The following is a 21,362-nucleotide window of genomic DNA, read 5'->3' as shown; positions in this document are numbered from 1 at the left end:
TGTTGCTCGTGCTAATTGTTTAAAAGGTATTGCTATGTCACTTACTTATAAGTGTTTTACGCGACGTTTCACTTCTTCTTGTTTACCGAAGTTAAACGGACGTGCATCAGGGCTACCTAGATAACCACATACGCGTCGAGTGACCGATACTTTAGCTGAATCATGGTTGCCACAGTTAGGACAGGTAAAGCCTTTGCTCGTACACTCAAACTCACCGTTAAATCCACATTCATAACACTCATCGATTGGCGTGTTAGTTCCGTAGTATGGCACGCGCGTATAAGCGTAATCCCAGACATTCTCTAATGCTTCGACGTTGCGCTGCATATTCGGGAACTCGCCATAACAAATGAAACCACCCGTTGAAATCGCAGGATATGGCATTTCAAAGTCGATTTTGTCGTACGGGTTAACCTTTTTCTCCACGTCTAAGTGGAAGCTGTTGGTATAGTAACCTTTGTCTGTAACGCCTTTGATTACACCAAACTCTTTAGTATCAATTTGGCAGAAACGGCTGCACAGGTTTTCACTTGGCGTACCGTATAGACTAAAGCCGTAACCCGTCTCTTCGGTCCACGTATCCACATTGCGTTTTAGGTAAGAAATCACTGCCAACGCTTTTTCACGCAATTGAGCCGCATCAAACACATGTTGCTCAGTGCCGTATAGGGCATTAATTGTTTCGTGAATACCAATATAGCCAAGAGAAATAGACGCTCTGCCGTTTTTAAATATTTCTGACACTGCATCATCAGGGTTTAGACGAACGCCACACGCACCTTCCATGTATAGGATAGGAGCAACGCGTGCTTTCACGTTTTCTAAACGAGTAATACGAGTCTCTAATGCACGACGTGCTGTTGCCAACTTCTCATCTAATAGCTCATAAAAGCGTGTTTCACTGCCCTGCGCTTGCAGTGCAATACGAGGAAGGTTAAGGCTCACCACACCAAGGTTATTACGACCATCGTGGATCATCTCGCCGTTTTCTTCATAAACGTTTAAGAAACTACGGCAACCCATTGGCGTTTTAAATGACCCCGTAACTTCAACCACTTTGTCGTAGTTAAGAATATCTGGGTACATACGCTTGGTCGCACACTCTAGCGCCAGTTGCTTAATATCGTAGTTTGGATCGGTGGCTTTATGGTTTAAGCCATCTTTGATACCAAAGACTAATTTAGGGAAAACAGCTGTTTTACTGTTTTTACCAAGACCTGCTATGCGATTTTTCAAAATCGAAGTTTGAATCAGTTTCGAAGCCCAAGATGCGCCTAAACCAAAGCCAAAGGTCACAAATGGCGTTTGACCGTTTGCGGTATGCAGAGTATTGACTTCATACTCTAAAGATTGGAATGCGTCATAACATTCTTTTTCAGTGCGAGAGCGTGCAAATGCTTTTGGATCATGAATATCCCACTCTTTGGCTACTTCTAAATGCTTTTCGTAGCTGCTCATCACATAGGGTTCAAGCACTTCATCGATACGGTTGATGGTCGTGCCGCCGTAAATGTGGCTCGCCACTTGTGCGATGATTTGCGCGGTGACCGCGGTTGCTGTAGAAATGGATTTTGGCGTATCTATCTCAGCGTTACCCATCTTAAATCCATGTGTTAACATGCCTTTAAGATCGATAAGCATACAGTTAAACATTGGGAAAAACGGTGCGTAATCGAGATCGTGGTAGTGGATATCGCCTTGCTCATGAGCCTGTACGATGTCACGAGGTAAAATGTGTGTTTTGGCGTAGTGCTTAGCCACAATGCCCGCAAGAAGATCACGTTGAGTTGGGATCACTTTACCATCTTTGTTGGCATTCTCATTCAGCAGGTCAGCATTAGATTGTTCGATAAGACCTTGGATCTCTTGGTTAAGCACACTTTTCTTCTCTCGTGCTTTATCGCGATCATGACGGTATTCAATATACGCACGAGCCAATCCTTTGTACGGGCCTTGCATCAGTTCATTTTCAACTAATGTTTGGATTTGCTGGATATCCACTTCTTGGATACCCGCCAGTTGTCCCTCAACCTGCTTTGCTACGTCTTCGGCATAGTTTGTTAGGCATTGATCAACGTCTGATCCTGCACTTTTAATAGCCGCGACGATGCGATCTTTAGCGAAAGGGGCAAGAGAGCCATCTCTTTTTAACACAACTGGTTTCACAATTTCTCCTTACCCACAGTATATACACAGATACACTATATAGGGTATTTAACTGAATATTCGACACTACATATTGTGGGCGTATTTAACGAGATGCGCCATATTATTTTATTGATCTAGATCAAGATAAGGGTCGAGTGTTCTATTTAAGGAACGATCTTTATGAAGTAAATTACATCTCTCACATAACGAAAAAAAAGGTATTTTTTTTTTAGTATGGGTTGCAATTTTTAAAGTACTTTTACGATGGGCGATGAACAGGAATATCAAATTTTGAAAATAATTATGAGAAAAAAATCACTTGCATTTGCAAGCTTAATGTTGCTGATCTTAAGCGTGTCCACTGGTGCGTATGCGGCCGATTTAAAATTAACCACTTGGAACCTAGCATGGCTTTCCACGCAAAGTTATCCACAGTTTTCAGAAAGTCAGCGGGATAAAAATGACTTCGCTACCCTCTCCCGTTACTTCGAAAGTATCCATCCGGATCTGTTAGCCTTTCAAGAAGTCGATAGCGCTCAAGCCATTCAACAGGTGGTGGGGTCTCAATATACGGTGGTACTGTCTGAACGTGCGCTCCCCAAACACTCGGCCAAGCAATTTCGAGACATCAACCAATACACGGGTTTTGCCTTCAATAAAAACCTTCAGGTTATTGAACATCCCGACCTTGATTTAAACGTCGAAAAACACGGTAAGCTTAGATTTGCCACTTATATAGAAATTACATCAAACCAAGACTCAAGTCACCTGCATCTATTATCCGTACATCTGAAAGCAGGCTGCCAAGGCAAAAAGAACCCTAATCGCTCTTGCAACATCGTTGAACAACAAGCAAAGCAGTTAAATCAATGGATAAAACAGCGAGAAAATAAAGGACAGTCTTATATTGTTCTCGGCGACTTTAATCATAACCTGGCTTATAAGGGCGACTGGGTATGGCAAATTCTCAGCAAAAATACCGCTAAAGCGACACTGGCCAGTCGCACCAGCCAAGCAACATGTGAAATCCGCTCTAACCGAAATCCAAAGCAAACTCATAGATTTAGAAGCTTGATTGATCACATCATCGTCAGTTCGGACTTAAACCACACCCTGCCAAAACAAAATGTCTACGCAAAGCAGGATGTACTGAACTATCAACTCAGCGATCACTGCCCAGTGTCGTTTTCTTTGCAGCATTAAATTGAGGTATTCATCGCTCTAAACGCCTTATTTATGAAGGCACTCGCACACATGTTGAGCATTAGATGTGCAATAAAAACGGGGACAACTTTATTCTGTCCCCCTAGATACGGATACTGTATAAATATACAGTGACTAATTATAAAGCAACAGGCCCTGAGTTATTAGTCGTATTAAGGAGTATTCATTATCTTGCTATGTAATAGGTATGCCACAGTTCACTATTGATTATTGGTGACCCTGTCACCTAGGAAAAACCCCGCGAGCATTGCGATGACAAACAGCACTGCCTGAATATTGCCACTGCCTAACGATGAAATAACCGGTCCTGGGCAAACCCCGACTAAGCCCCAACCAATGCCAAAAATACTCGCGCCAGTGAGCAAGCGTTTATCAATGGCGTTGTTAGTAGCTAACGAAAAGCTCAAACCAAGCACAGATTTTTCTCGTTTCTTTATCACTAGAAGATAGACAGGTAAAAATACGCTAAGCGCACCGCCCATAACAAAGGCTAAACTGGGATCCCAATTGCCCGCTACATCTAAAAATCCGATCACTTTAACCGGATCGACCATACCGGAAACCGCCATACCTAAACCAAACAACACGCCAGCGATTAAAGACACTATTTTAAACATGAGCTACCCCAACAAATGTAAACGAACAAACACGGTAACACCCGCTACTAGCATAAAGACGCAGGTTGCCACTAGCGAACGTTTAGATAAACGACCAATACCACAAATGCCGTGGCCTGATGTACAGCCATTGCCGATTTTAGTGCCTATACCCACCAGCAAACCGCCGAGCAGTAGCACCCACAACTGACTGTCATAGCTAGTTGGGATCGTCGCGCCAAACGCCGTTGTCCCTAGTAATCCGCCCGCAATCAAGCCTAATACAAATAGCCAGCGCCAACCTTTATCACCCACTTTATTTTTTAACAAACCAGACACGATGCCACTAATTCCTGCTATTTTTCCGTTAAATAACAGCAATATCGAAGCGGATACACCTAACAGCATACCGCCAAACAATGAAGCCCAAGGCACAGTAAATTCCACAATTTTCTCCCTAACGACAGTAGATTTGATATAAGGATGTAATGAGTTGCTCTACCTGTTTATTCTTTAGCGAGTAGAACACTTTTTGCGACTCTTTTCTTATTTGTACAAGCTCATTATCTCGCAGCACTTTAAGGTGTTGAGAGAGTGCAGATTGATGTAGCAAAGAGCCATTTTGCAAGTCAGCGACCTGTTTTTCCCCTTCCATCAACTGACACAGCACCATCAAACGCTCACTATGTGAAAGCACTTTTAGCACAGACGCGACATTGTCCGCTTTGCTTTTGAGCACTTTCATTGAGGTGGCCTCTGAGGTTAATTTATCTTCTATATTCATACGATAAACTCAGCTTAGGGTTGGATAGCAACATTGGATTAGTCTAGTTAATTCTTTATATTAGTCAACCCTAAATAAGTAATTGCAAATTTAGTTGGACTAATATTAGAATTAACTTATATTATAACGACACAACATCAATCAACCCTAAGTTTGGAGTGATAGCAATGACTAAAATTCTCATCGTCGGTGGCGTAGCAGGTGGTGCATCAGCGGCGGCTCGTGCACGTCGTTTAAGTGAAGACGCAGAAATCATCATGTTTGAACGGGGCGAATTTGTTTCCTTTGCCAACTGTGGTCTGCCCTATCACATTGGTGGTGACATCAAAGATCGAAGTAAACTGTTACTGCAAACACCGGACAGCTTTTTAGCTCGCTTTAATGTTGATGTGCGCGTGATGAACGAAGTGATTGCCATTGATCGCCAAGCAAAAAGCGTCACGGTTAAAAATCTCATTGATGGCAGTGAATATACCGAACGCTATGACTTCCTATTGCTTAGCCCCGGTGCTGCGCCAATAATTCCGCCTATTTCAGGGCTTGATAACCCTCTCACTCACTCCTTGCGTAACATTCCCGATATGGATCGTATTTTAAATACGCTATGCAGTAATAAACCTAAGCACGCCACTGTCGTGGGCGGCGGATTCATCGGCCTTGAAGTGATGGAAGCATTCCAGCAACTTGGCATCAAAACCAGTTTAATTGAAATGGCCGAGCAAGTAATGACGCCAGTAGATCGAGAAATGGCCGGCTTTGTCCATGAGGAGATCCGCAATAAAGGCATCGATCTTAAACTTGGCGTGGCCTTGCAATCGGTCGAGCACCTTCGTCATCAAAACAGCGAATCACTAAAGCTTCAACTCAGCAACGGTGAGTCCCTAGATACCGATATTTTGATCATGGCAATTGGCGTACGCCCCGAAACTCAGCTCGCTAAACAAGCTGGGCTATGTATCGGCGCGACTGGCGGCATTTACACCAATGCGAAAATGCAGACCAGCGATCCTTCTATATACGCTGTAGGAGACGCAGTTGAAGAGCAAGATTTTGTCACAGGTAACCCCACTCTTGTTCCCCTTGCAGGGCCGGCCAACCGTCAAGGGCGCATGGCCGCCGATAATATGCTGGGTAGAGAGCAACGCTATCAAGGCACGCAAGGCACCGCCATATGTAAGGTATTTGACTTAGCGGTTGCCTCAACCGGCATGAATGAAAAACAATTGCAGCAAAGCGGCACAGCTTATGAAAAAGTGTATGTGCATACCGCAAGTCATGCTAGCTACTACCCGGGCGCAGAAACTGTCTCCTTTAAAATGTTGTTTGACCCACAATCAGGCAAAATTTTCGGCGCGCAAGCGGTGGGCAAAGACGGCGTCGATAAGCGCATTGATGTAATGGCGGTCGCGCAACGCGCTGGCATGAGCGTGCAGCAGCTACAACATCTAGAGCTCACCTATGCGCCACCTTTTGGCAGTGCTAAAGATGTTATTAACCAAGCCGCTTTTGTGGCAAATAACATCATAGAGGGCGACGCAACCCCTATTCACTTTAACGAAATTGCACATTTAACTGATAAGCAGTTACTGCTTGATGTACGAAACCCAGCCGAGCGCAAAAACGGTAATCATATTGCAGGGGACATCAATATTCCTGTCGATCAACTGCGTCAGCGCATGCACGAACTGCCAAAAGACAAAGAGATCATCATTTATTGTCAAGTTGGCCTGCGTGGCAACGTGGCCTATCGACAGCTAGTCAATAATGGCTATAAAGCGAAAAACTTACTCGGTGGCTATCGCACTTACAAAATCGCCACCGCCTAATTATTTTATGACCTAGGTGTTCGCTCCTAGGTCATTGATTTCATGAGCATATCCATATATTGAATATCTGCTATTGATTAACGTCATTTCAAATTCCCTCTAAACCCTCTTAAAGTCTCTTTAAAGCAACACAGTGACAAACGGAGCTTGTGACTCACCGATTGTTTTATTGACTTAAAAACGCATCTTTTCTGTTTTCATTTTAGAGGTTACAACCATGCTTAACGTTCGCTCAAATACATTTGTTTCTCGTGCACTTTCTTCTCATGTAGTGCTCACTACCGCCCTGCTTACTACAGTATCGCTAGCGCCAAATGTGATGGCTGCTGAAAACGTACACAACTCAAAAGCACAAGCACTCACTGTCACGGCACAGAACTTCTCGCACGCTGAGACCGCACGCAATTATCGAAACTGGGCCAGTAAAGGAGCCAACTCTCAATTTGTGATCATGCAGAATCTGCCCCCACGCGGCAAAGCGGCGCCAACGGTGCAGATGAACGACGATACCTTATATGGCGTGGCTATCGTTAAAGCCGAAAATGGCAAGGTGAGCTTTTCGATACCAAAGACAGACAACTATTTAGCCGTGCAAGTGGTGACCGAGCGTGGTCATGGGCAACACTATGTGGTTGAAGATGGTGTGTATGAACTTGCTGTTGAATCAGAGTACGCAATGCTGATTTATCGCTCAGGCACAGAAAAAGGCATCCAGCACGCGGTTGAGCAATTAGACAAGGTCAATGTCGCTGATTTTAACTTTGCTACAGATTACCAAGTTCAGCCGTATAACTATGACGAAGTGGAAACTTGGGTGCAAAACTACACCAAAGAGGTCAACTCTATGGATAAATTCACCTATACCTTCCCTCGCACCAGTGAACAAGTCACGGACTTGCATCAGTGGAACCTAGAAAACGCGGCTGGCTGGGGCGGCGCAAGCCCAGAGGCTTTTGTGGGGAACAAATACGCCAACAGCGCTAAGTTAAAAGCCAACGTCTGTTACAGCGCGACCTTTAACGACCCAGAAAATAAATTTTTCACCTCGATTACTGCGTATGATTCTGACAAATACCTAATGGAAGGCGTACGTCACATTAGCTCAAATACTTGGGATACTAACCAAGATGGTACGATCACCGTCTCTTTTAACTGCGGAGACACCGCTAAGAATAATATCGATACTAAAGGGCAAGATTTTACCTTTACCACACGTCATTACGGCGTCACCCCTAACGTGATGCAAGCAACACAAGATCCGATTATTGCTGCGCTAAAACAAAGCTAAGCAAATCGACATCCATTAGCCATTGACAGTGAATACCTGATTAGTGAATAACCGATTATAGGCACTTGGCCTTCGTCATAAAAATGGCAGCATCGCTTACGCTCGCTGCCATTTTTTCGTTCAAGATGTAGGGGCGTGACGAGCAGAGACAACTCGCTTAATTGCGATTCGGATTGCTCTTACAATGTAGAATCGCCTGCTCCAATAATTGCAAAGCACTTTGTTCGCAATCTGGTAAGCTTGCACGGCTCTCTTTTATTGGAGTCACTCGTTGTCCCCAACGAATGCGCCCAGCCCCCCAAGTTAATCCCGCACCAAACGCTGCCGTCAATATTTCATAACCCGGTTTAATCACCCCTTGCTCAGCCGCTTCACAGATTGCTATTGGCACAGTCGCAGCAGACGTGTTTCCGTAATTTTGTATATTTATAAACGCTTTTTCTTGCTCAATCCCCGCCATATCACACAAAGTTTGAATAATTCGCACATTAGCTTGATGAGGTATCACTAGGTCAATGGCAGAGGTCGACAATTGCGCCTGTGTAAGCACATGCTGAGCCGCGCTCCCCATTCCTTTTACTGCACGTTTAAAAATCTCTCTTCCGACAAAATTAAATGTAAAATAGCCGTTGTCCTCAGCAAATCTTTGCATCGATGTGCCAAAGCTTGGCACCGCTAAAATATCACGTCCTTCAGAATCACAGCCTAGTTTGCTTTCTAGTAGCCCTACGGGTTGCGTTGTTTGCGAAAGCACCACCGCTCCTGCGCCATCACCAAACAACACCGCTGTATCGCGCTGTGTCCAATCAATAAAGAAACTCAACCTTTCAGCACCGATTACTAGCACATGTTGGTAACTGCCGGCTTGAATCATTCGAGTGGCGGTTTCAAGCCCATATACAAATCCAGTACAGGCTGCATTAAGATCAAAAGCGGCCGCCTTAAATGCCGATAAGTTATTTTGTACTTTAGAAGCAATATTAGGGATTAACGTATCAGGTGAGCAGGTCGCGACAATAATAAGATCGAGATCGTCGGCGTCTATTCCCGCGCAATCCATGGCTCTTTGAGCGGCCACCGTTGCCAAATCTGAGGTTTGAACATGACTGATTCTGCGTGCGGATATGCCCGTTCTTGGCTTAATCCATTCGTCAGAGGTCTCTAAGAATGTACTCAGATCTTCATTACTTAATATCGAGGGTGGTAAACATTTACCCCAGCCTGAAATTTCTGCATACCTGTTTGTCATATACCCTACTCATTATGCATTTTGTTAAGTATTTTAAGAGTATACGTTCATTCCCAAAATACAAAAGGCAAAGCCTAATCGCTTCTACTATAGATTCTGTAAAGCGTGATTTTAAGCATCTTTACGCAAATTACAGCGCACCTTATTGGTTTATGTTAGTCTTAGCGCCGTCATGCTAATCAAGGTTAAAAAATGAACCGTAAGAAAAAGATCAATCAAATATTAAAAAAGAAAATAAAGAAGCAAAATTCTAAACTGCACAGTTCAAACAAGCCTAAATACATTTCTAAAAGTGAACGGGCAAAGATGGAACAAGAAGCGGCGCAAGCTGCAGAAGGGCAAGTTGCGGTAACGGAAAATGACGCGACCGATGCAAACGCTGATGCACCAGAGTCAGAGCAAAAATAACAGTGAAGATTGATACAGAGCGCCCGAATAAGCTCATAAGCTTAGTGGCGCTCTGGCTCTTTATTTACGGACAAACAAAGATGAACTTGAGAGCTGAATACGGACTATCTCAAAAGTGCGTCTTTTATCGGGATGAATTCACTGGCGGCCTCAATTAAACCGTTGGCGGTTAATTGTGGGACACCTAATACAACGACGTTACAGTTATAGCGCTCAGCAACGTGTCTAACTAACAACTCAAAATCGCCATCCCCTGAAAGCAAGATAATGGTATCAACATCGCGGGCGGTTTCCATAATATCGATAGTAATACCAACGTCCCAATCCCCTTTAGCACTGCCGTCAGCGCGCTGGATATAAGGTTTCAACTTAACCTTAAATCCTACCCCTCTTAAGATATGATGAAATTGGCGCTGCTTAGGATCTTGACTCGCAATAGCGTAAGCATAGGCGGAAACAATATCGCCATATTCCATTGCCAGTGCCCAAAATGCGTTGTAATCAAAGTTGCGACGATACGCATCACGAGTAGTGTAGTAGATATTCTGCACATCAGCAAAGATAGCCACTTGTTTTTTAGACGTCGATGTTTTTTCTGACGCTGAGTGTTCGGCCATAGCTTGATTCATTTTAACTTGCAGATCCCCGTTTAATTTTAACTGAGTATACGCCACTTAAACACGAACACTAAGCGCTAAATCTCAGTTAATATGTCGGTTCTTCAATGCAAAATTGCAGCAGTTCACTTAAGTCGGATATGCTGATTGCACCCTCTGCTGTCGATTTTGGTGATAGGTGATTGGGGCGATAATGTAAGGTGGTAATATTCGCGGCTAACCCGGCCTGCACACCTTGCTGGGTATCATCAACAAACAAGCAGTCTTTGCCCTGAAATCCCATCCTCATGGCTGCATATCGAATAAGATCAGGATCTGGCTTCCAACTGTTCGCCTCAAAAGCGCTGAACATGCTGCCTTTGAAATAACGGGCTAAACCGCTAATTTCCAGTTGAGATTCTAATTTACTCAATGGGCCATTAGAAACTACACACACTTCAATGCCTAACTGTTTGAGCTTATCTAGAACCATGACCGCATTCTTTGAAGGCATTAATTGGTCTTGAAAAAGCACTTTGCTTTTCTCTCGATACATTAAGACCAGTTCGTCGATGTCGGCTTTAATTCCCAAACGCTTAGTGGTTTGCATTAAAATATCGGACAACTTGCCACCATTAAAGTGCGCAAGTGCTTCGTCGAGGCTTAATTTAACATCGACGCTATTAAACACGCTCACCAAAGCTTGGCAGCACAATTTTTCGCTATCAACTAGCGTTCCTTCGCAGTCAAAGATCACACATTTCATAGATGGCTTTTCCATAGCACCTGACTTGTTATAACTCCATTTATAACTAAGAATCTCTCGCGTGTGAAAAGGCTTAATAAGTTACTGTTATCTATGCCATGAATAGTTTTTCATTAGCAGACCCAGATCACTTAATGTAGCGAGAACGATGCACATATATACTGTGATTTACTTGGTTATCCATCAACTCACGGCCAAAAACATTGAGGATTGCGGACACTTCTGCTTTTTCACTGCATGAGTCAGCCAATAGTAAATCTGAAACGAGCACTCGCTCTTTTACACAAGAGACGATCGCCACTGCGGCCACCTCAGGACCTGCGAAGCCTAAGCACAATGAATGTGGGGTCGATTCATCTAAAATAATCTGAGCAAAAAACTCTTGCAGGTATTCTTTAGACGCTACTGGAACGCGACTGTGACTGGCATAAAACTGTGAAAACAACACCGTAAGTTTATGAAAATCGGCTTTGACCCAATCAAATTGAGCCGATGAGTCGCTATCTTGAAGCTCATCAATATCAAAGGCGGTAATGGTATTCGTCGCTTCTATGAGATCAAGATAACAGGCTTTACCCAACACGCTTTCACGAGTTGGAAAATCCACTTCTACCTGAGAAAAAAGCCACTGATTTTTCAGCTGTTGGAGTTGCTCAATACTAGGTTCTGACTTCTCAATACTCATAATGGTGCTCGTTTTGAAATTTTATTAAGGATACACCCGGAATAAAGCCTGAACAATTCTTTATCAAACAAACGCTTATTTAAACAAGCTGAAGAGGATGTGTTAAACTCTAACTTACTTAATAGACGATATAATTTCTCGGAACACGCAATGAAAAAAATGGCTATTCTCGCTCCAATCCTTGCACTGGCTCTTGCCGGATGCGACAGAAATGAAGTCGGTGACGTCTCTTTAGGGCTTTTTACTACTAAAGACATCAAAATTGACATCTTAGTCGATCCTATTGTTACTGGAGTCACGTGTCACGTCGCAAGTATCGAGGCTAACCTAGATCTTGCTGATCCTTCTGATTCGGCCATATCGTGTCGTCAAACGGGTGAAATCACCGCGGACATGATCGCGAAAATAGATACATCAAAGTCAGGTGACATTGTTTTCCAAAAATCAAAAAGTGTCTTCTTTAAAACCATGAAGATCCGCCGTATCCTAGACAAGAATTCACAGACTCTAATGTACGTTTCCTACTCTACAAAAGAAACGTCAGGCAGTTATAAGCACAGTCTTTCAACCGTTCCATTGTGGGGCACAAAGGCCTATCAATACCCAGAAGGAAGTGCACCCGCCCCTTCGACCTCTGAGCCTAGTCAGCAAGCCCCTGTCAACGAGACAAAACCAATGACTGTCGGGGATGCAACCTCTAAAAACAGCGATGTTGTTTACTAATTAACTACTCTCGCGTTTAAGCGTTGATAAATTAAGCAATTATGGATATGTGAAGTTTTCCCTGTGATATACTCCACATATCTCTGTTCTACATTACGATATTATGAAGTTTCCAGGTCAAAGAAAGTCAAAGCATTACTTCCCGATCCATTCTCGCGATCCTCTAGTGAATCAAATTCGCCAAACTCCCAAACTAGCAAGACCGACCATTGTTGGTGTAGGACAAACGATTGTCGATATCGAAGCGCGTGTTAATGATGAATTTTTGGCGAAATACTCTTTGAGCAAAGGTCACTCCTTAGTCGTTGAGCAAGAAGTCGCTGACGCTCTTTATCAAGAGTTAGTAGAAAACGAATTAATTACGCATGAGCACCCTGGCGATACAATAGGTAATACTCTGCACAATTATTCGGTATTGGCCGACAGTAAATCTGTGCTACTTGGTGTAATGTCGAAGAACATTGATGTAGGCAGTTACGCTTATCGCTACTTATGCCGCACTTCTTCACGAGTTAACCTTAACCACCTACAAAAAGTTGATGGTTCGATTGGACGCTGCTATACGCTAATTACCGATGACGGTGAGCGTACCTTTGCGATTAATGAAGGGCACATGAACCAGTTGCTTCCACAGAGCATTCCTGAGCATGTGTTCGAAAAGGCCAGTGCTTTAGTCGTGTCGTCATATTTGATGCGAGGAAAACCAGAAGATCCAATGCCACAAGCGGTGCAACGTGCAGTGGAATTGGCGAAAGCGAACAATGTCCCTGTCGTATTAACACTAGGCACAAAGTACGTTATTGAAGGCAACAGCGATTGGTGGCAGCAGTTTATTAAAGCCAATGTCACTATAGTGGCAATGAACGAAGAAGAAGGTGAAGCCTTAACAGGTGAAAAAGATCCGCTTCTTGCCGCTGATAAAACTCTAGAGTGGGTAGATTTAGTGCTATGTACCGCCGGCTCCGTTGGCCTGTATATGGCAGGATATACCGAAAACGATCGTAAACGCCCTACCGAATCGATCTTATTGCCGGGTAATATTCCTGAATTTAATAAATTCGAGTACAGCCGCCCAATGCGCTATACCGACTGTAAAGATCCAGTTCGAATTTACTCGCACATTTCCCCTTATTTAGGCGGGCCGCTTGAAATTAAAAACACTAATGGGGCGGGCGATGGCGCTCTGTCTGCATTACTGCACGATATTGCGGCAAACACCTATCACAAACAGAATGTGCCTGCGTCACAAAAGCATCTCGCGCCATATTTGACGTATTCATCGCTATCGCAAATTTGCAAATACGCAAACCGCGTTAGCTATGAGTTACTGACTCAGCATTCCCCTCGTCTTTCTAAAACACTGCCTGAACGAGAAGACAGTCTTGAAGAAGCCTACTGGGACCGCTAAATCTCGTCGGCGATAGCGATAGATAACCTCTATCGTTATCGCTCACTTAACTTACCTACCCTACGATTAAGACGGTACAGACTATGATAAAAATAATGAAAACACTTAGCCTGCTGTTTGCTTCTTTGATTTTACTGACCGCTTGTAGCGAAAATCAAACGCCAGAATTGAACAAGCAATATTCAAAACTTCCCAATGATATTAGTGAACTAATACAGCAACCCGTAGTGGAAGTGTTCTCTTTAACGTGTGGGCACTGCCTGCAAATGGAGCAATATCTTCCTGAAATAGAGCAAGGTATTGGACAGCCGATTGGAAAAGTCCATGTCACCTTCAATGAAAGTGCTCAAGCGGCCGCCATGTTTTATTATGCGGCAGCAATGCAATCTAAGTCAGGAAAGCCTGATTCTGAGATGATAAACGAGCTGTTTAGTCTCTATCATGCCAGCGATGATTTAACCTCTGAGCAGAAAAAACAAAAATTGGTGGATGCCTTTCATCACCAAGGTATGACTTCTCCATACGAGTTGAGTCAAGAGCAAAAAGAAAAACTTTTCGTTGAAGTCACAAACGCTGCAGATATTACCGGTAAAGGCATGATAAATTCGGTTCCGACCTTTATCATAAACGGCAAATACATGGTGATTACATCGGCTCACGATGATGTGCAATCTATTGCCAATACAATCAATTTCTTACTTTCTAAAGGATAATATTTCATATGTCTAAGTTTCTCATTCCTGCCATAGTGGTGCTATTGGCATCATTTATGATTTATCGAGTTTGGACCAGTCACAAAACGGGCAAAGAAAACATCGCTCTTGGCCAAGCCTTCCTTAAAGAAAATGGGCAACGTGAAGGTGTGGTGACCACCGACAGTGGTTTGCAGTACGAAGTGTTAGTAAAAGGTGATGGTGAGGTTCACCCTGCTCCTAAAAGCACGGTAAAAGTGCACTACCATGGCACGTTGATTGACGGCACCGTATTTGATAGCACTGTAGATCGCGATAAACCAATCGAATTCCCGCTAAATCGAGTGATCCATGGTTGGCAAGAAGGCCTACAATTGATGGTCGTGGGTGATAAGTTCCGTTTCTATATTCCTAGCAACCTTGCTTATGGTAAAGGCGGCAACGGGCCAATTCCTGCATCAGCAACATTGATTTTCGATGTAGAGCTGTTGGACGTTAAATAAACGTTAGACATTAAATAAACAACTAAGGGCTGCATCTTGGCAGCCCTTTTATCATTAATCACAAGTGAAATACTGTGCTCTTCAGAGCTTATTCAGTAAACGCCGCTTCTGTTACTGGTTTAAATACAAAGCCAGCCTCGGTCACTAAATAACAATCCATTCCTGCTGCATGAGCGGCTTGTAGCCCTAATAATGTATCTTCAAATACGACACATTGGCTCGGCTCACATTTCATTTGTTCCGCCGCTAATAAAAACGTATCTGGGAGCGGTTTATGATTATTTACCTCTGTGGCCGTTACCACAGCATCAAAAAAATCAAACACACCACGCGCTTTAAGCAATTCGTGTGCACCTTCTCGTTGTGCCCCTGTGCCTATAGCGACTTTCTTGTCCCCCATATGATCCAGTAATACTTGATGTGTGATCGCAATCAGCTCCCCTTTTGAGTCACTGTTGGCAAACTGCTGCATTTTAAAGCCCGAGACTAAGACAGGATCAAGATCCAAACCAAAACGACGATTCACTTCTAACACGATTTTAGAGCTAGGCATTCCGCCTAGGCTATGTAGCCATGTCGGATCAAAATCAAAACCAAATTCATCAGCGGTTTTCTGCCAAGCGGCTACATGGGCAGGCATAGTGTCGATAAGAGTTCCATCCATATCAAAAATAAGTCCTTGATACTTTTCAAGTTTTGGCTGCATCCATCTGCTCTCTTTAAATTAGGTATTATCACCACTGTAACAAACTCACAAGACAAAACAATGTCATAAATGCAACAAATCTATTTCAAACCACTTATCGAACCCAACCGGCTACCGTTTGGTACGGAGCAAACTCTCCCGGCTTAGTCAGCCAGACGGCAACAGCGTCTATCTCTGCATTGTTATCTCCATCATTGGGTGAAAACGTCCACTGAGTTTGACCTTGTGCTTGCTGACCTTTTATTTGCTGTTCCAACACAATAAAGTCATGATGTAAGATTTTTCCTCTATTTTCGCCGTTTTTAACCGCTGTGTTTTCATTCATCACCAGCCATACGATATGAACGGTCAACGCTCCCTCGCCCAAAAACGTGACACTGTAATTATCTTTGCTACGCTCTAATTGCAATTTAGGCGCAGACAATCCTGAAGCTTGTGGCAAAGTGCGATTAAGCGGATTGAAAAAGCCTCGCCACTCTTTGCCATCCACAACAAAACCTGGTGTATAGACACTCGCCACGACACCATAACTGCGATAAAGGCGTTGCTTTTGACTAAAAGACGGATGAGCGAAACGATCTTTCCAACCAATATAATCCCAATAATCAACATGATAGGCTAACGGGATCACCCCTTGCCACAAATCATCACTAGTAGAAAATTGCGACAAATACGTATCCGCTGGTGGACAACTCGAACACCCTTCAGAGGTAAAAAGCTCAATAATACGAGCCGGCTTTCCTTGATGTGACCATACCTGATAATCACTTTTCGCATTCGCTGTGCCTAGCAACATTATTTGCATGACTAAGGGGGAAAATAGCGCCGATAAAATAAACCGCATCTGAGACTCCTTCTACTGACTGTTTATTTAAAGACCGTTGTTGTTCGGTTTATCTTTCATTGATGGCACGCTTGTCAAAAAGCGAAATTAATTGACAGAGGTAGAACAAACACTCTACCCTAAAGGTAGAGCAGTCATTCTACCCTTTATATAAAGAACAGAGTTTATGTTAAAAGATCACATCGCAGCCAGTTTAGAGCAAGCTTTTAGTGAGTTAGGATTTGTCGAACCAAGTGTCGCTACTCTAAAAGAAGCGTGCGGAGTCAGTTTACGCACCCTATACAAACACTACCCATCAAAAGAAGAGATGATCGTCGCAGCATTAGAGCACCGACATCAGCGCTATCTTGCTTATTTACTTGAAGATTCACCTAAACCTAGCAAGGACGCTGTAATACACATATTCAATAAGCTCAAATCTTGGATGCAACACAATGCACCTAACGGTTGTATGTCTACGAATGCTCTTGCTGCATTTCCAAATCATGATGTCATCAATAAAACAGTCAAAACGCATAAAGAAGATGTTCGGCAATTTCTTGGAATGCAGAGCTTTCGCCCAGATTTGGCGACGCAGTTATTTTTACTGCACGAAGGCGTATCAAGTGCTTGGCCCGTTTTAGGTGATGAAGCCATACAATCGGCACATCTGGCTATTTTAACCCTACTAAAAGAGAAACAATCATGACTAAGATTCCTTGCACAATGAAAGGTGTTGTTTTAACGGGTCATGGTGACCTTGACGTTTTGCAATACCGTGAAGATATTGCGGTTCCACAACTGCAAGATAATGAAGTGTTAATCCGCGTAATGGCTGCTGGAGTTAACAATACAGACATCAATACTCGTATAGGATGGTACTCTAAAACTGAAAATAGCGGTGATGCTAGTTGGAGCGGTAGTGCTCTGCAATTCCCTAGAATCCAAGGCGCAGATGTTTGTGGGGAAATCGTTGCTGTGGGAATTCAAATTAACAAGAAACGAATTGGCGAACGTGTATTAATTGAACCTTGCTTAACAGAATCAAATGGACAAAAACTCACAGCCCCTTGGTACTTTGGATCTGAATGCAATGGAGGCTTTGCCCAATATACTGTTGTTTCATCAGCACATGCTTACCGAATCGAATCAGAACTCACTGATATAGAACTCGCCTCTTTTCCTTGCTCATATTCTACAGCTGAAAACATGTTAACACGTTCAAATGTAACCAAGAACGATCGCGTATTGATATCTGGTGCCTCTGGTGGTGTCGGATCAGCAGCCATTCAACTAGCAAAAGCGCGCGGGGCTTATGTTATTGCGATCAATAGCCCAAACAAAAACTCACAGATGTTAGCGCTCGGTGCAGATGAAGTACTGGCAAGAAATTGTCAGTTAGTAGAAGCACTAGGTGAAAATAGCGTAGATGTTGTCATTGATTTAGTAGCCGGCGAGCAATGGTCACAATATCTAGAAGTATTACGCCCTCATGGACGCTACGCAGTATCCGGAGCTATCGGTGGCGCTATGGTAAATTTGGATGTACGCACCTTGTACCTCAAAGATCTTAGCTTTTTTGGTTGTACGATCTTAGAGCCTCAAGTATTCAAAAATCTCATCACGCACATCGAAAAAGGCCACATTAAACCTTTAGTCGCGAAAACCTTCCCACTTCAAGAGATTCATACAGCGCAAACCGTATTCCAAGAAAAGAATCACGTAGGGAAAATAGTTCTAACAATTGAATGACAATTTAAGAACTATCACAGCCACCATTAGCTATTGATTAAATTGTATATTTTTAGATTCATATCGGTGCCTGTCCTTACAAGTTAACGAATGATTCAGTGTGTGTCCTTAAAACCTCATTGAGAATCTATGGCCGGATTTGGTGCCTGTCCTCGAAAGTAACGGCCATATTATCTCGAATCAGAAATAGCAAAGCCGCGAGTAATTATACTCGCGGCTTTTCATTAGAGCTAAGAAATAAACTTATTTACAAATTAACACCACTGTCTATTCTTAAAACTTTTATTTCATTAAGCGTAGGTACTGAGGATTAGAAACTTGAATTTGAAGCTTATTCTTATACTCAGTGATTTTTCCACGAACACAGATTTTTTGATCTTCAAGATTATCTAACTTACCAAAACGTTCTTCAAAGGGCTTAAGGTTTCTATTCCATATTAATATTGTTAGAGTTTGATTTGGATAAGATTTATCTAAATTTAAATACTGCGATTTCTTTCCCTGAGATACCTGTGCTACTTTTCCACACGCCATTACGGTTTCACCTACATGAAAAGGAGCTTTATATGCTTCTATTCTTGCCTCGGTCGCATGGACACTAAATGACATAATAAGCATGCTAAATAATGATATGAGTGATTTTTTCATTTTATTTCCTTAAAAAACATCTAGTTGCGTTCTGGAATTTATCGTAGTTTGTATATGCCTTTTGTATTTGGCAATCTTTCCTGATACACATACCTTTTTATGTAGCAAATACTTAAACGATAACCTACCGTTTAATATGTTTTTTGCGTCAGTATTCCAAATCACCATACTAAATGTTGATTTAGGGAATTTTTCATCAAAGTTAAAATATGTACCTTTAGAAAAATCACTAATTTGTGAAATAACACCACAAATAGTTTTATAATCACCAACGTACTTCGATGCAGATTTAGAAGATACTGCATCATTAGGCATCCAAGAAGCAGAAGATAATACTTGTTTTATTTCGGAGTCTGAAACTTCTTTCCATGTATTAACTGGTGAAGATTTCGGTTCCAAATTGCTAATATTTTGAGGTTCTATTTTAGTTGGAGTCGATTCATTGATATCAGAAATGTTATCACTACTAGATATAAAGAATACTCCACCAATAACTAACATTAATACAAGAACACCAATAACTATACCTTTATTTCTATTGTTACTTTTTTGAGGTGCATCCAGGTTATTATTAGTATCGTTCTTTAATTGCATATCCAAAATTAAAGATCTAAGATCATTGATTTGTGATTTTATTTCGGTACTATTCTTCTCTTCTAAACTATTTAATTTATCATCATACCAAGATACTAAGTTCTCTCGCTCTTTTTGTTTATATTCATCGGTCATTTTATTTTTTGATTGAATATATAAAGTATCATTGATTTTACGAATTATTTTATCTGATTCAAACAGCATTTGCTTATTTGTGAACCTTAAAACAACACCAAACTTAGTAATCAGTGAATTTTGACGAACTAAAAAGTCTTTCCATCGTTGATGATTAACATCTTTATAAGTACCATCAAGTTCAATTGGGAGGCAATAACCTTTCGCTTTATTAATTATCATAAAATCAATATAACGATTTTTCCCATTATCATCTTTAAAGTGATATTGAGGAACAACATCATTAGGCGTTACGTCAGGTAGTTGACTCAGGACTCGATCAACAAATGCTTCCTCATAACCTGCCACATGCTCTATTTGTTTTGAATATCGTTGTTTCCAAGTATTCCAACTCAACACTTCATCACCAAAAACCATTAAATATTTATTCAAATATATTAATGGAAATTCCCTATTGATCATAGCGACAAAGAACCAGAGAAATAATAGAGTATGTTATAGATCAACATTCAGTGATTTTTATATTAAAAATGATTTAATGCATATGAAATATATACCACATAAGCTTTGCTTCATATAAATATATATGCGTATTGGATTTGATATTTTTATACGAGAATAATTTTGAAAAAAACCGCGAGTAACCATACTCACGGCTTTTAGTTAAAGTTAAGAAATGAATTTACTTAGCGAGCTTGGTCAGCACACTCATTAGCAATTTGATGCGTGGTTCTATCGACTCAAGCAGCAGATATTCATCTGCGCTATGGAAACCAGCACCAATAGGGCCTAAACCGTCGAGTGTTGGCACGCCTAAGATTGCGGTATTGTTTGCATCTGAGCCACCGCCGACCTCTTTCCAGTTAATATCGATGTTTAACTCATCAGCCGACTCTTGCACCATTGCCATTAGCGGTTCAGTGAGTTCTGAAGGTACCATGGAGGGTTTGTAAGCTTCACGTTCGATGGCAATAGAGACACCTTCAACAAATGGTGTTTCGATCATTTGTTTAAGAAGAGCATCAATTTGATCGTATTCCGCATTATCCCAAAAACGAACATCAACAATGGCAGTGGCAAGATCAGGCACGATGTTCGCCCCTGCACCCCCAGAAACGACACCGACATTTAGTGTTGTACCTGACTCAAAATTGGTCATCGCATTAATTGCTAAAATCCAGTTAGCCATTTCAGTAATTGCACTGCGGCCTTTTTCTGGCTCGTTACCAGCATGAGCCGCTTTACCATTGAAGGTAATTTTGTAATGTGCCATGCCTTTACGAGCTTTAACTAAGCCACCGTCCGCGCGCGCCGCTTCAATCACTAACACATTGCGAGCTTTTTTAGCTGTCGCTTGAATCCAATCAACCGAATCCATAGAACCGGTTTCTTCATCTGGGTTCATGCAGATGCAGATAGATAGTTTATCTAACACATCTTGATCTAGATTGCGTAATGCGTATACCACATTCAGCAAACCCGATTTCATGTCAGAAACACCTGGACCATAGGCTTTATCTGCATCCAAAGACATTGGCCTTTCAGCCACTGTGCCTACAGGGAACACCGTATCCATGTGCCCGATCATCATCACATCGATTTGATCGGCGTCAGGTTGATTGCGAATTTCAAGCCCTACACCCGCTTTACCACAGTCAATGCGCTTAACTGTCCAACCCTGCATTGATTGATATTTTTCAGCCATGAGGTTCGCAATCACCTCAATACCGGCAACGGTATAAGTACCGCAATCTACATCAATTAAAGGACGAAGCTCTTCTAGATATTCGTTTAGGGAAAAATTCATC

22 protein-coding genes and 1 pseudogene are annotated in these 21,362 nt (G+C 42.3%); 10 read left to right on the top strand and 13 right to left on the bottom strand.

Annotation, left to right across the window (positions count from 1 at the left end; all coding sequences use genetic code 11):
- Window positions 1-45: 45 nt before the first annotated feature.
- The gene (nrdD, locus tag VEZ01S_RS08250; RefSeq protein ID WP_021713566.1) at window positions 46-2,166 is read right to left on the bottom strand and encodes an anaerobic ribonucleoside-triphosphate reductase; all 2,121 of its coding nucleotides are present in this window, start codon (window positions 2,164-2,166) and stop codon (window positions 46-48) included.
- A gap of 285 nt (window positions 2,167-2,451) precedes the next feature.
- Here nrdD and VEZ01S_RS08245 point away from each other — a divergent pair, with 285 nt between their 5' ends.
- Window positions 2,452-3,351, top strand: a complete 900-nt coding sequence (locus tag VEZ01S_RS08245) for an endonuclease/exonuclease/phosphatase family protein (protein ID WP_040890497.1) — start codon at window positions 2,452-2,454, stop codon at window positions 3,349-3,351.
- A gap of 221 nt (window positions 3,352-3,572) precedes the next feature.
- Here VEZ01S_RS08245 and VEZ01S_RS08240 read toward each other — a convergent pair whose 3' ends face one another.
- The 3 genes from VEZ01S_RS08240 to VEZ01S_RS08230 are packed head-to-tail and all read right to left on the bottom strand — an operon-like array spanning window position 3,573 to window position 4,752.
- Window positions 3,573-3,989: a YeeE/YedE family protein gene (locus tag VEZ01S_RS08240; protein WP_021713564.1), complete on the bottom strand. Its 417-nt coding sequence runs from the start codon at window positions 3,987-3,989 to the stop codon at window positions 3,573-3,575.
- Between the two features lie 3 nt (window positions 3,990-3,992).
- Window positions 3,993-4,415: a YeeE/YedE family protein gene (locus VEZ01S_RS08235; RefSeq protein WP_021713563.1), complete on the bottom strand. Its 423-nt coding sequence runs from the start codon at window positions 4,413-4,415 to the stop codon at window positions 3,993-3,995.
- 10 nt (window positions 4,416-4,425) lie between these two features.
- A complete protein-coding gene (locus VEZ01S_RS08230; protein ID WP_021713562.1) occupies window positions 4,426-4,752 on the bottom strand; it encodes an ArsR/SmtB family transcription factor in 327 nt (108 codons plus the stop codon).
- Between the two features lie 167 nt (window positions 4,753-4,919).
- Here VEZ01S_RS08230 and VEZ01S_RS08225 point away from each other — a divergent pair, with 167 nt between their 5' ends.
- Window positions 4,920-6,578: an FAD-dependent oxidoreductase gene (locus VEZ01S_RS08225; RefSeq protein ID WP_021713561.1), complete on the top strand. Its 1,659-nt coding sequence runs from the start codon at window positions 4,920-4,922 to the stop codon at window positions 6,576-6,578.
- 217 nt (window positions 6,579-6,795) lie between these two features.
- Window positions 6,796-7,866 carry a DUF1254 domain-containing protein gene (locus VEZ01S_RS08220; RefSeq protein WP_021713560.1) on the top strand — a complete coding sequence of 357 codons (1,071 nt, stop codon included), beginning with the start codon at window positions 6,796-6,798 and terminating at the stop codon, window positions 7,864-7,866.
- Between the two features lie 157 nt (window positions 7,867-8,023).
- Here VEZ01S_RS08220 and VEZ01S_RS08215 read toward each other — a convergent pair whose 3' ends face one another.
- Window positions 8,024-9,115: a ketoacyl-ACP synthase III gene (locus VEZ01S_RS08215; protein WP_021713559.1), complete on the bottom strand. Its 1,092-nt coding sequence runs from the start codon at window positions 9,113-9,115 to the stop codon at window positions 8,024-8,026.
- Window positions 9,116-9,307: 192 nt separating this feature from the next.
- On the opposite strand from VEZ01S_RS08215, the gene VEZ01S_RS08210 reads away from it, so the two are divergent.
- Window positions 9,308-9,523, top strand: a complete 216-nt coding sequence (locus VEZ01S_RS08210; protein ID WP_021713558.1) for a DUF2986 domain-containing protein — start codon at window positions 9,308-9,310, stop codon at window positions 9,521-9,523.
- Window positions 9,524-9,627: 104 nt separating this feature from the next.
- Here the strand turns inward: VEZ01S_RS08210 and VEZ01S_RS08205 are convergent, their stop codons facing one another.
- The 3 genes from VEZ01S_RS08205 to VEZ01S_RS08195 form a co-directional block, all read right to left on the bottom strand.
- Window positions 9,628-10,140, bottom strand: coding sequence for a LabA-like NYN domain-containing protein (locus tag VEZ01S_RS08205; RefSeq protein ID WP_021713557.1), 513 nt, complete (start codon window positions 10,138-10,140; stop codon window positions 9,628-9,630).
- 88 nt (window positions 10,141-10,228) lie between these two features.
- Window positions 10,229-10,885 (bottom strand): HAD-IA family hydrolase, encoded by a 657-nt coding sequence (locus VEZ01S_RS08200; protein WP_235868469.1) that lies wholly within the window; start codon window positions 10,883-10,885, stop codon window positions 10,229-10,231.
- 127 nt (window positions 10,886-11,012) lie between these two features.
- Window positions 11,013-11,570 (bottom strand): hypothetical protein, encoded by a 558-nt coding sequence (locus VEZ01S_RS08195; RefSeq protein WP_021713555.1) that lies wholly within the window; start codon window positions 11,568-11,570, stop codon window positions 11,013-11,015.
- A 150-nt stretch (window positions 11,571-11,720) separates the two neighbouring features.
- Here VEZ01S_RS08195 and VEZ01S_RS08190 point away from each other — a divergent pair.
- From VEZ01S_RS08190 to bamJ, 4 genes and pseudogenes are all read left to right on the top strand, one after another.
- Window positions 11,721-12,188, top strand: a pseudogene (locus VEZ01S_RS08190) (CreA family protein); the annotation flags it as partial.
- 208 nt (window positions 12,189-12,396) lie between these two features.
- Window positions 12,397-13,701: an inosine/guanosine kinase gene (locus VEZ01S_RS08185; protein ID WP_021713553.1), complete on the top strand. Its 1,305-nt coding sequence runs from the start codon at window positions 12,397-12,399 to the stop codon at window positions 13,699-13,701.
- Between the two features lie 95 nt (window positions 13,702-13,796).
- Window positions 13,797-14,414, top strand: coding sequence for a thioredoxin domain-containing protein (locus tag VEZ01S_RS08180; protein WP_040890448.1), 618 nt, complete (start codon window positions 13,797-13,799; stop codon window positions 14,412-14,414).
- A gap of 8 nt (window positions 14,415-14,422) precedes the next feature.
- Complete coding sequence (bamJ, locus tag VEZ01S_RS08175; RefSeq protein ID WP_021713551.1) at window positions 14,423-14,896, top strand: BamJ family beta-barrel-assembly machinery protein; 474 nt, start codon at window positions 14,423-14,425, stop codon at window positions 14,894-14,896.
- 88 nt (window positions 14,897-14,984) lie between these two features.
- Here bamJ and VEZ01S_RS08170 read toward each other — a convergent pair whose 3' ends face one another.
- Both VEZ01S_RS08170 and VEZ01S_RS08165 read right to left on the bottom strand, forming a co-directional pair.
- The gene (locus VEZ01S_RS08170) at window positions 14,985-15,602 is read right to left on the bottom strand and encodes a beta-phosphoglucomutase family hydrolase (protein WP_021713550.1); all 618 of its coding nucleotides are present in this window, start codon (window positions 15,600-15,602) and stop codon (window positions 14,985-14,987) included.
- A 94-nt stretch (window positions 15,603-15,696) separates the two neighbouring features.
- On the bottom strand, window positions 15,697-16,446 hold the full coding sequence (locus VEZ01S_RS08165) for a DUF1223 domain-containing protein (RefSeq protein WP_021713549.1): 750 nt from the start codon (window positions 16,444-16,446) through the stop codon (window positions 15,697-15,699).
- Window positions 16,447-16,612: 166 nt separating this feature from the next.
- Between VEZ01S_RS08165 and VEZ01S_RS08160 the strand changes: the two genes are divergently transcribed.
- Together VEZ01S_RS08160 and VEZ01S_RS08155 are read left to right on the top strand one after the other, a co-directional pair.
- Window positions 16,613-17,134 (top strand): TetR/AcrR family transcriptional regulator, encoded by a 522-nt coding sequence (locus VEZ01S_RS08160; protein ID WP_021713548.1) that lies wholly within the window; start codon window positions 16,613-16,615, stop codon window positions 17,132-17,134.
- Entirely contained in the window at window positions 17,128-18,177 is a 1,050-nt protein-coding gene (locus tag VEZ01S_RS08155) for an alcohol dehydrogenase family protein (protein ID WP_162889465.1), read from the top strand. Before VEZ01S_RS08160 ends, VEZ01S_RS08155 begins: the two co-directional genes overlap by 7 nt.
- Window positions 18,178-18,459: 282 nt before the next feature.
- On the opposite strand, the gene VEZ01S_RS08150 is transcribed toward VEZ01S_RS08155, so the two are convergent.
- The 3 genes from VEZ01S_RS08150 to VEZ01S_RS08140 form a co-directional block, all read right to left on the bottom strand.
- Window positions 18,460-18,825, bottom strand: coding sequence for a hypothetical protein (locus VEZ01S_RS08150; RefSeq protein WP_021713546.1), 366 nt, complete (start codon window positions 18,823-18,825; stop codon window positions 18,460-18,462).
- Window positions 18,826-18,834: 9 nt separating this feature from the next.
- The gene (locus VEZ01S_RS16360) at window positions 18,835-20,016 is read right to left on the bottom strand and encodes a putative endonuclease domain-containing protein (protein ID WP_021713545.1); all 1,182 of its coding nucleotides are present in this window, start codon (window positions 20,014-20,016) and stop codon (window positions 18,835-18,837) included.
- A 220-nt stretch (window positions 20,017-20,236) separates the two neighbouring features.
- Window positions 20,237-21,361, bottom strand: a complete 1,125-nt coding sequence (locus tag VEZ01S_RS08140; RefSeq protein ID WP_021713544.1) for a M20 family metallopeptidase — start codon at window positions 21,359-21,361, stop codon at window positions 20,237-20,239.
- Window position 21,362 lies beyond the last annotated feature (1 nt).

Source organism: Vibrio ezurae NBRC 102218 (assembly GCF_000467185.1).
Lineage (GTDB): Bacteria > Pseudomonadota > Gammaproteobacteria > Enterobacterales > Vibrionaceae > Vibrio > Vibrio ezurae.
The sequence above is the reverse complement of the archived record's forward strand: the minus strand, read 5'-3'. Positions and strand labels throughout refer to the sequence as shown.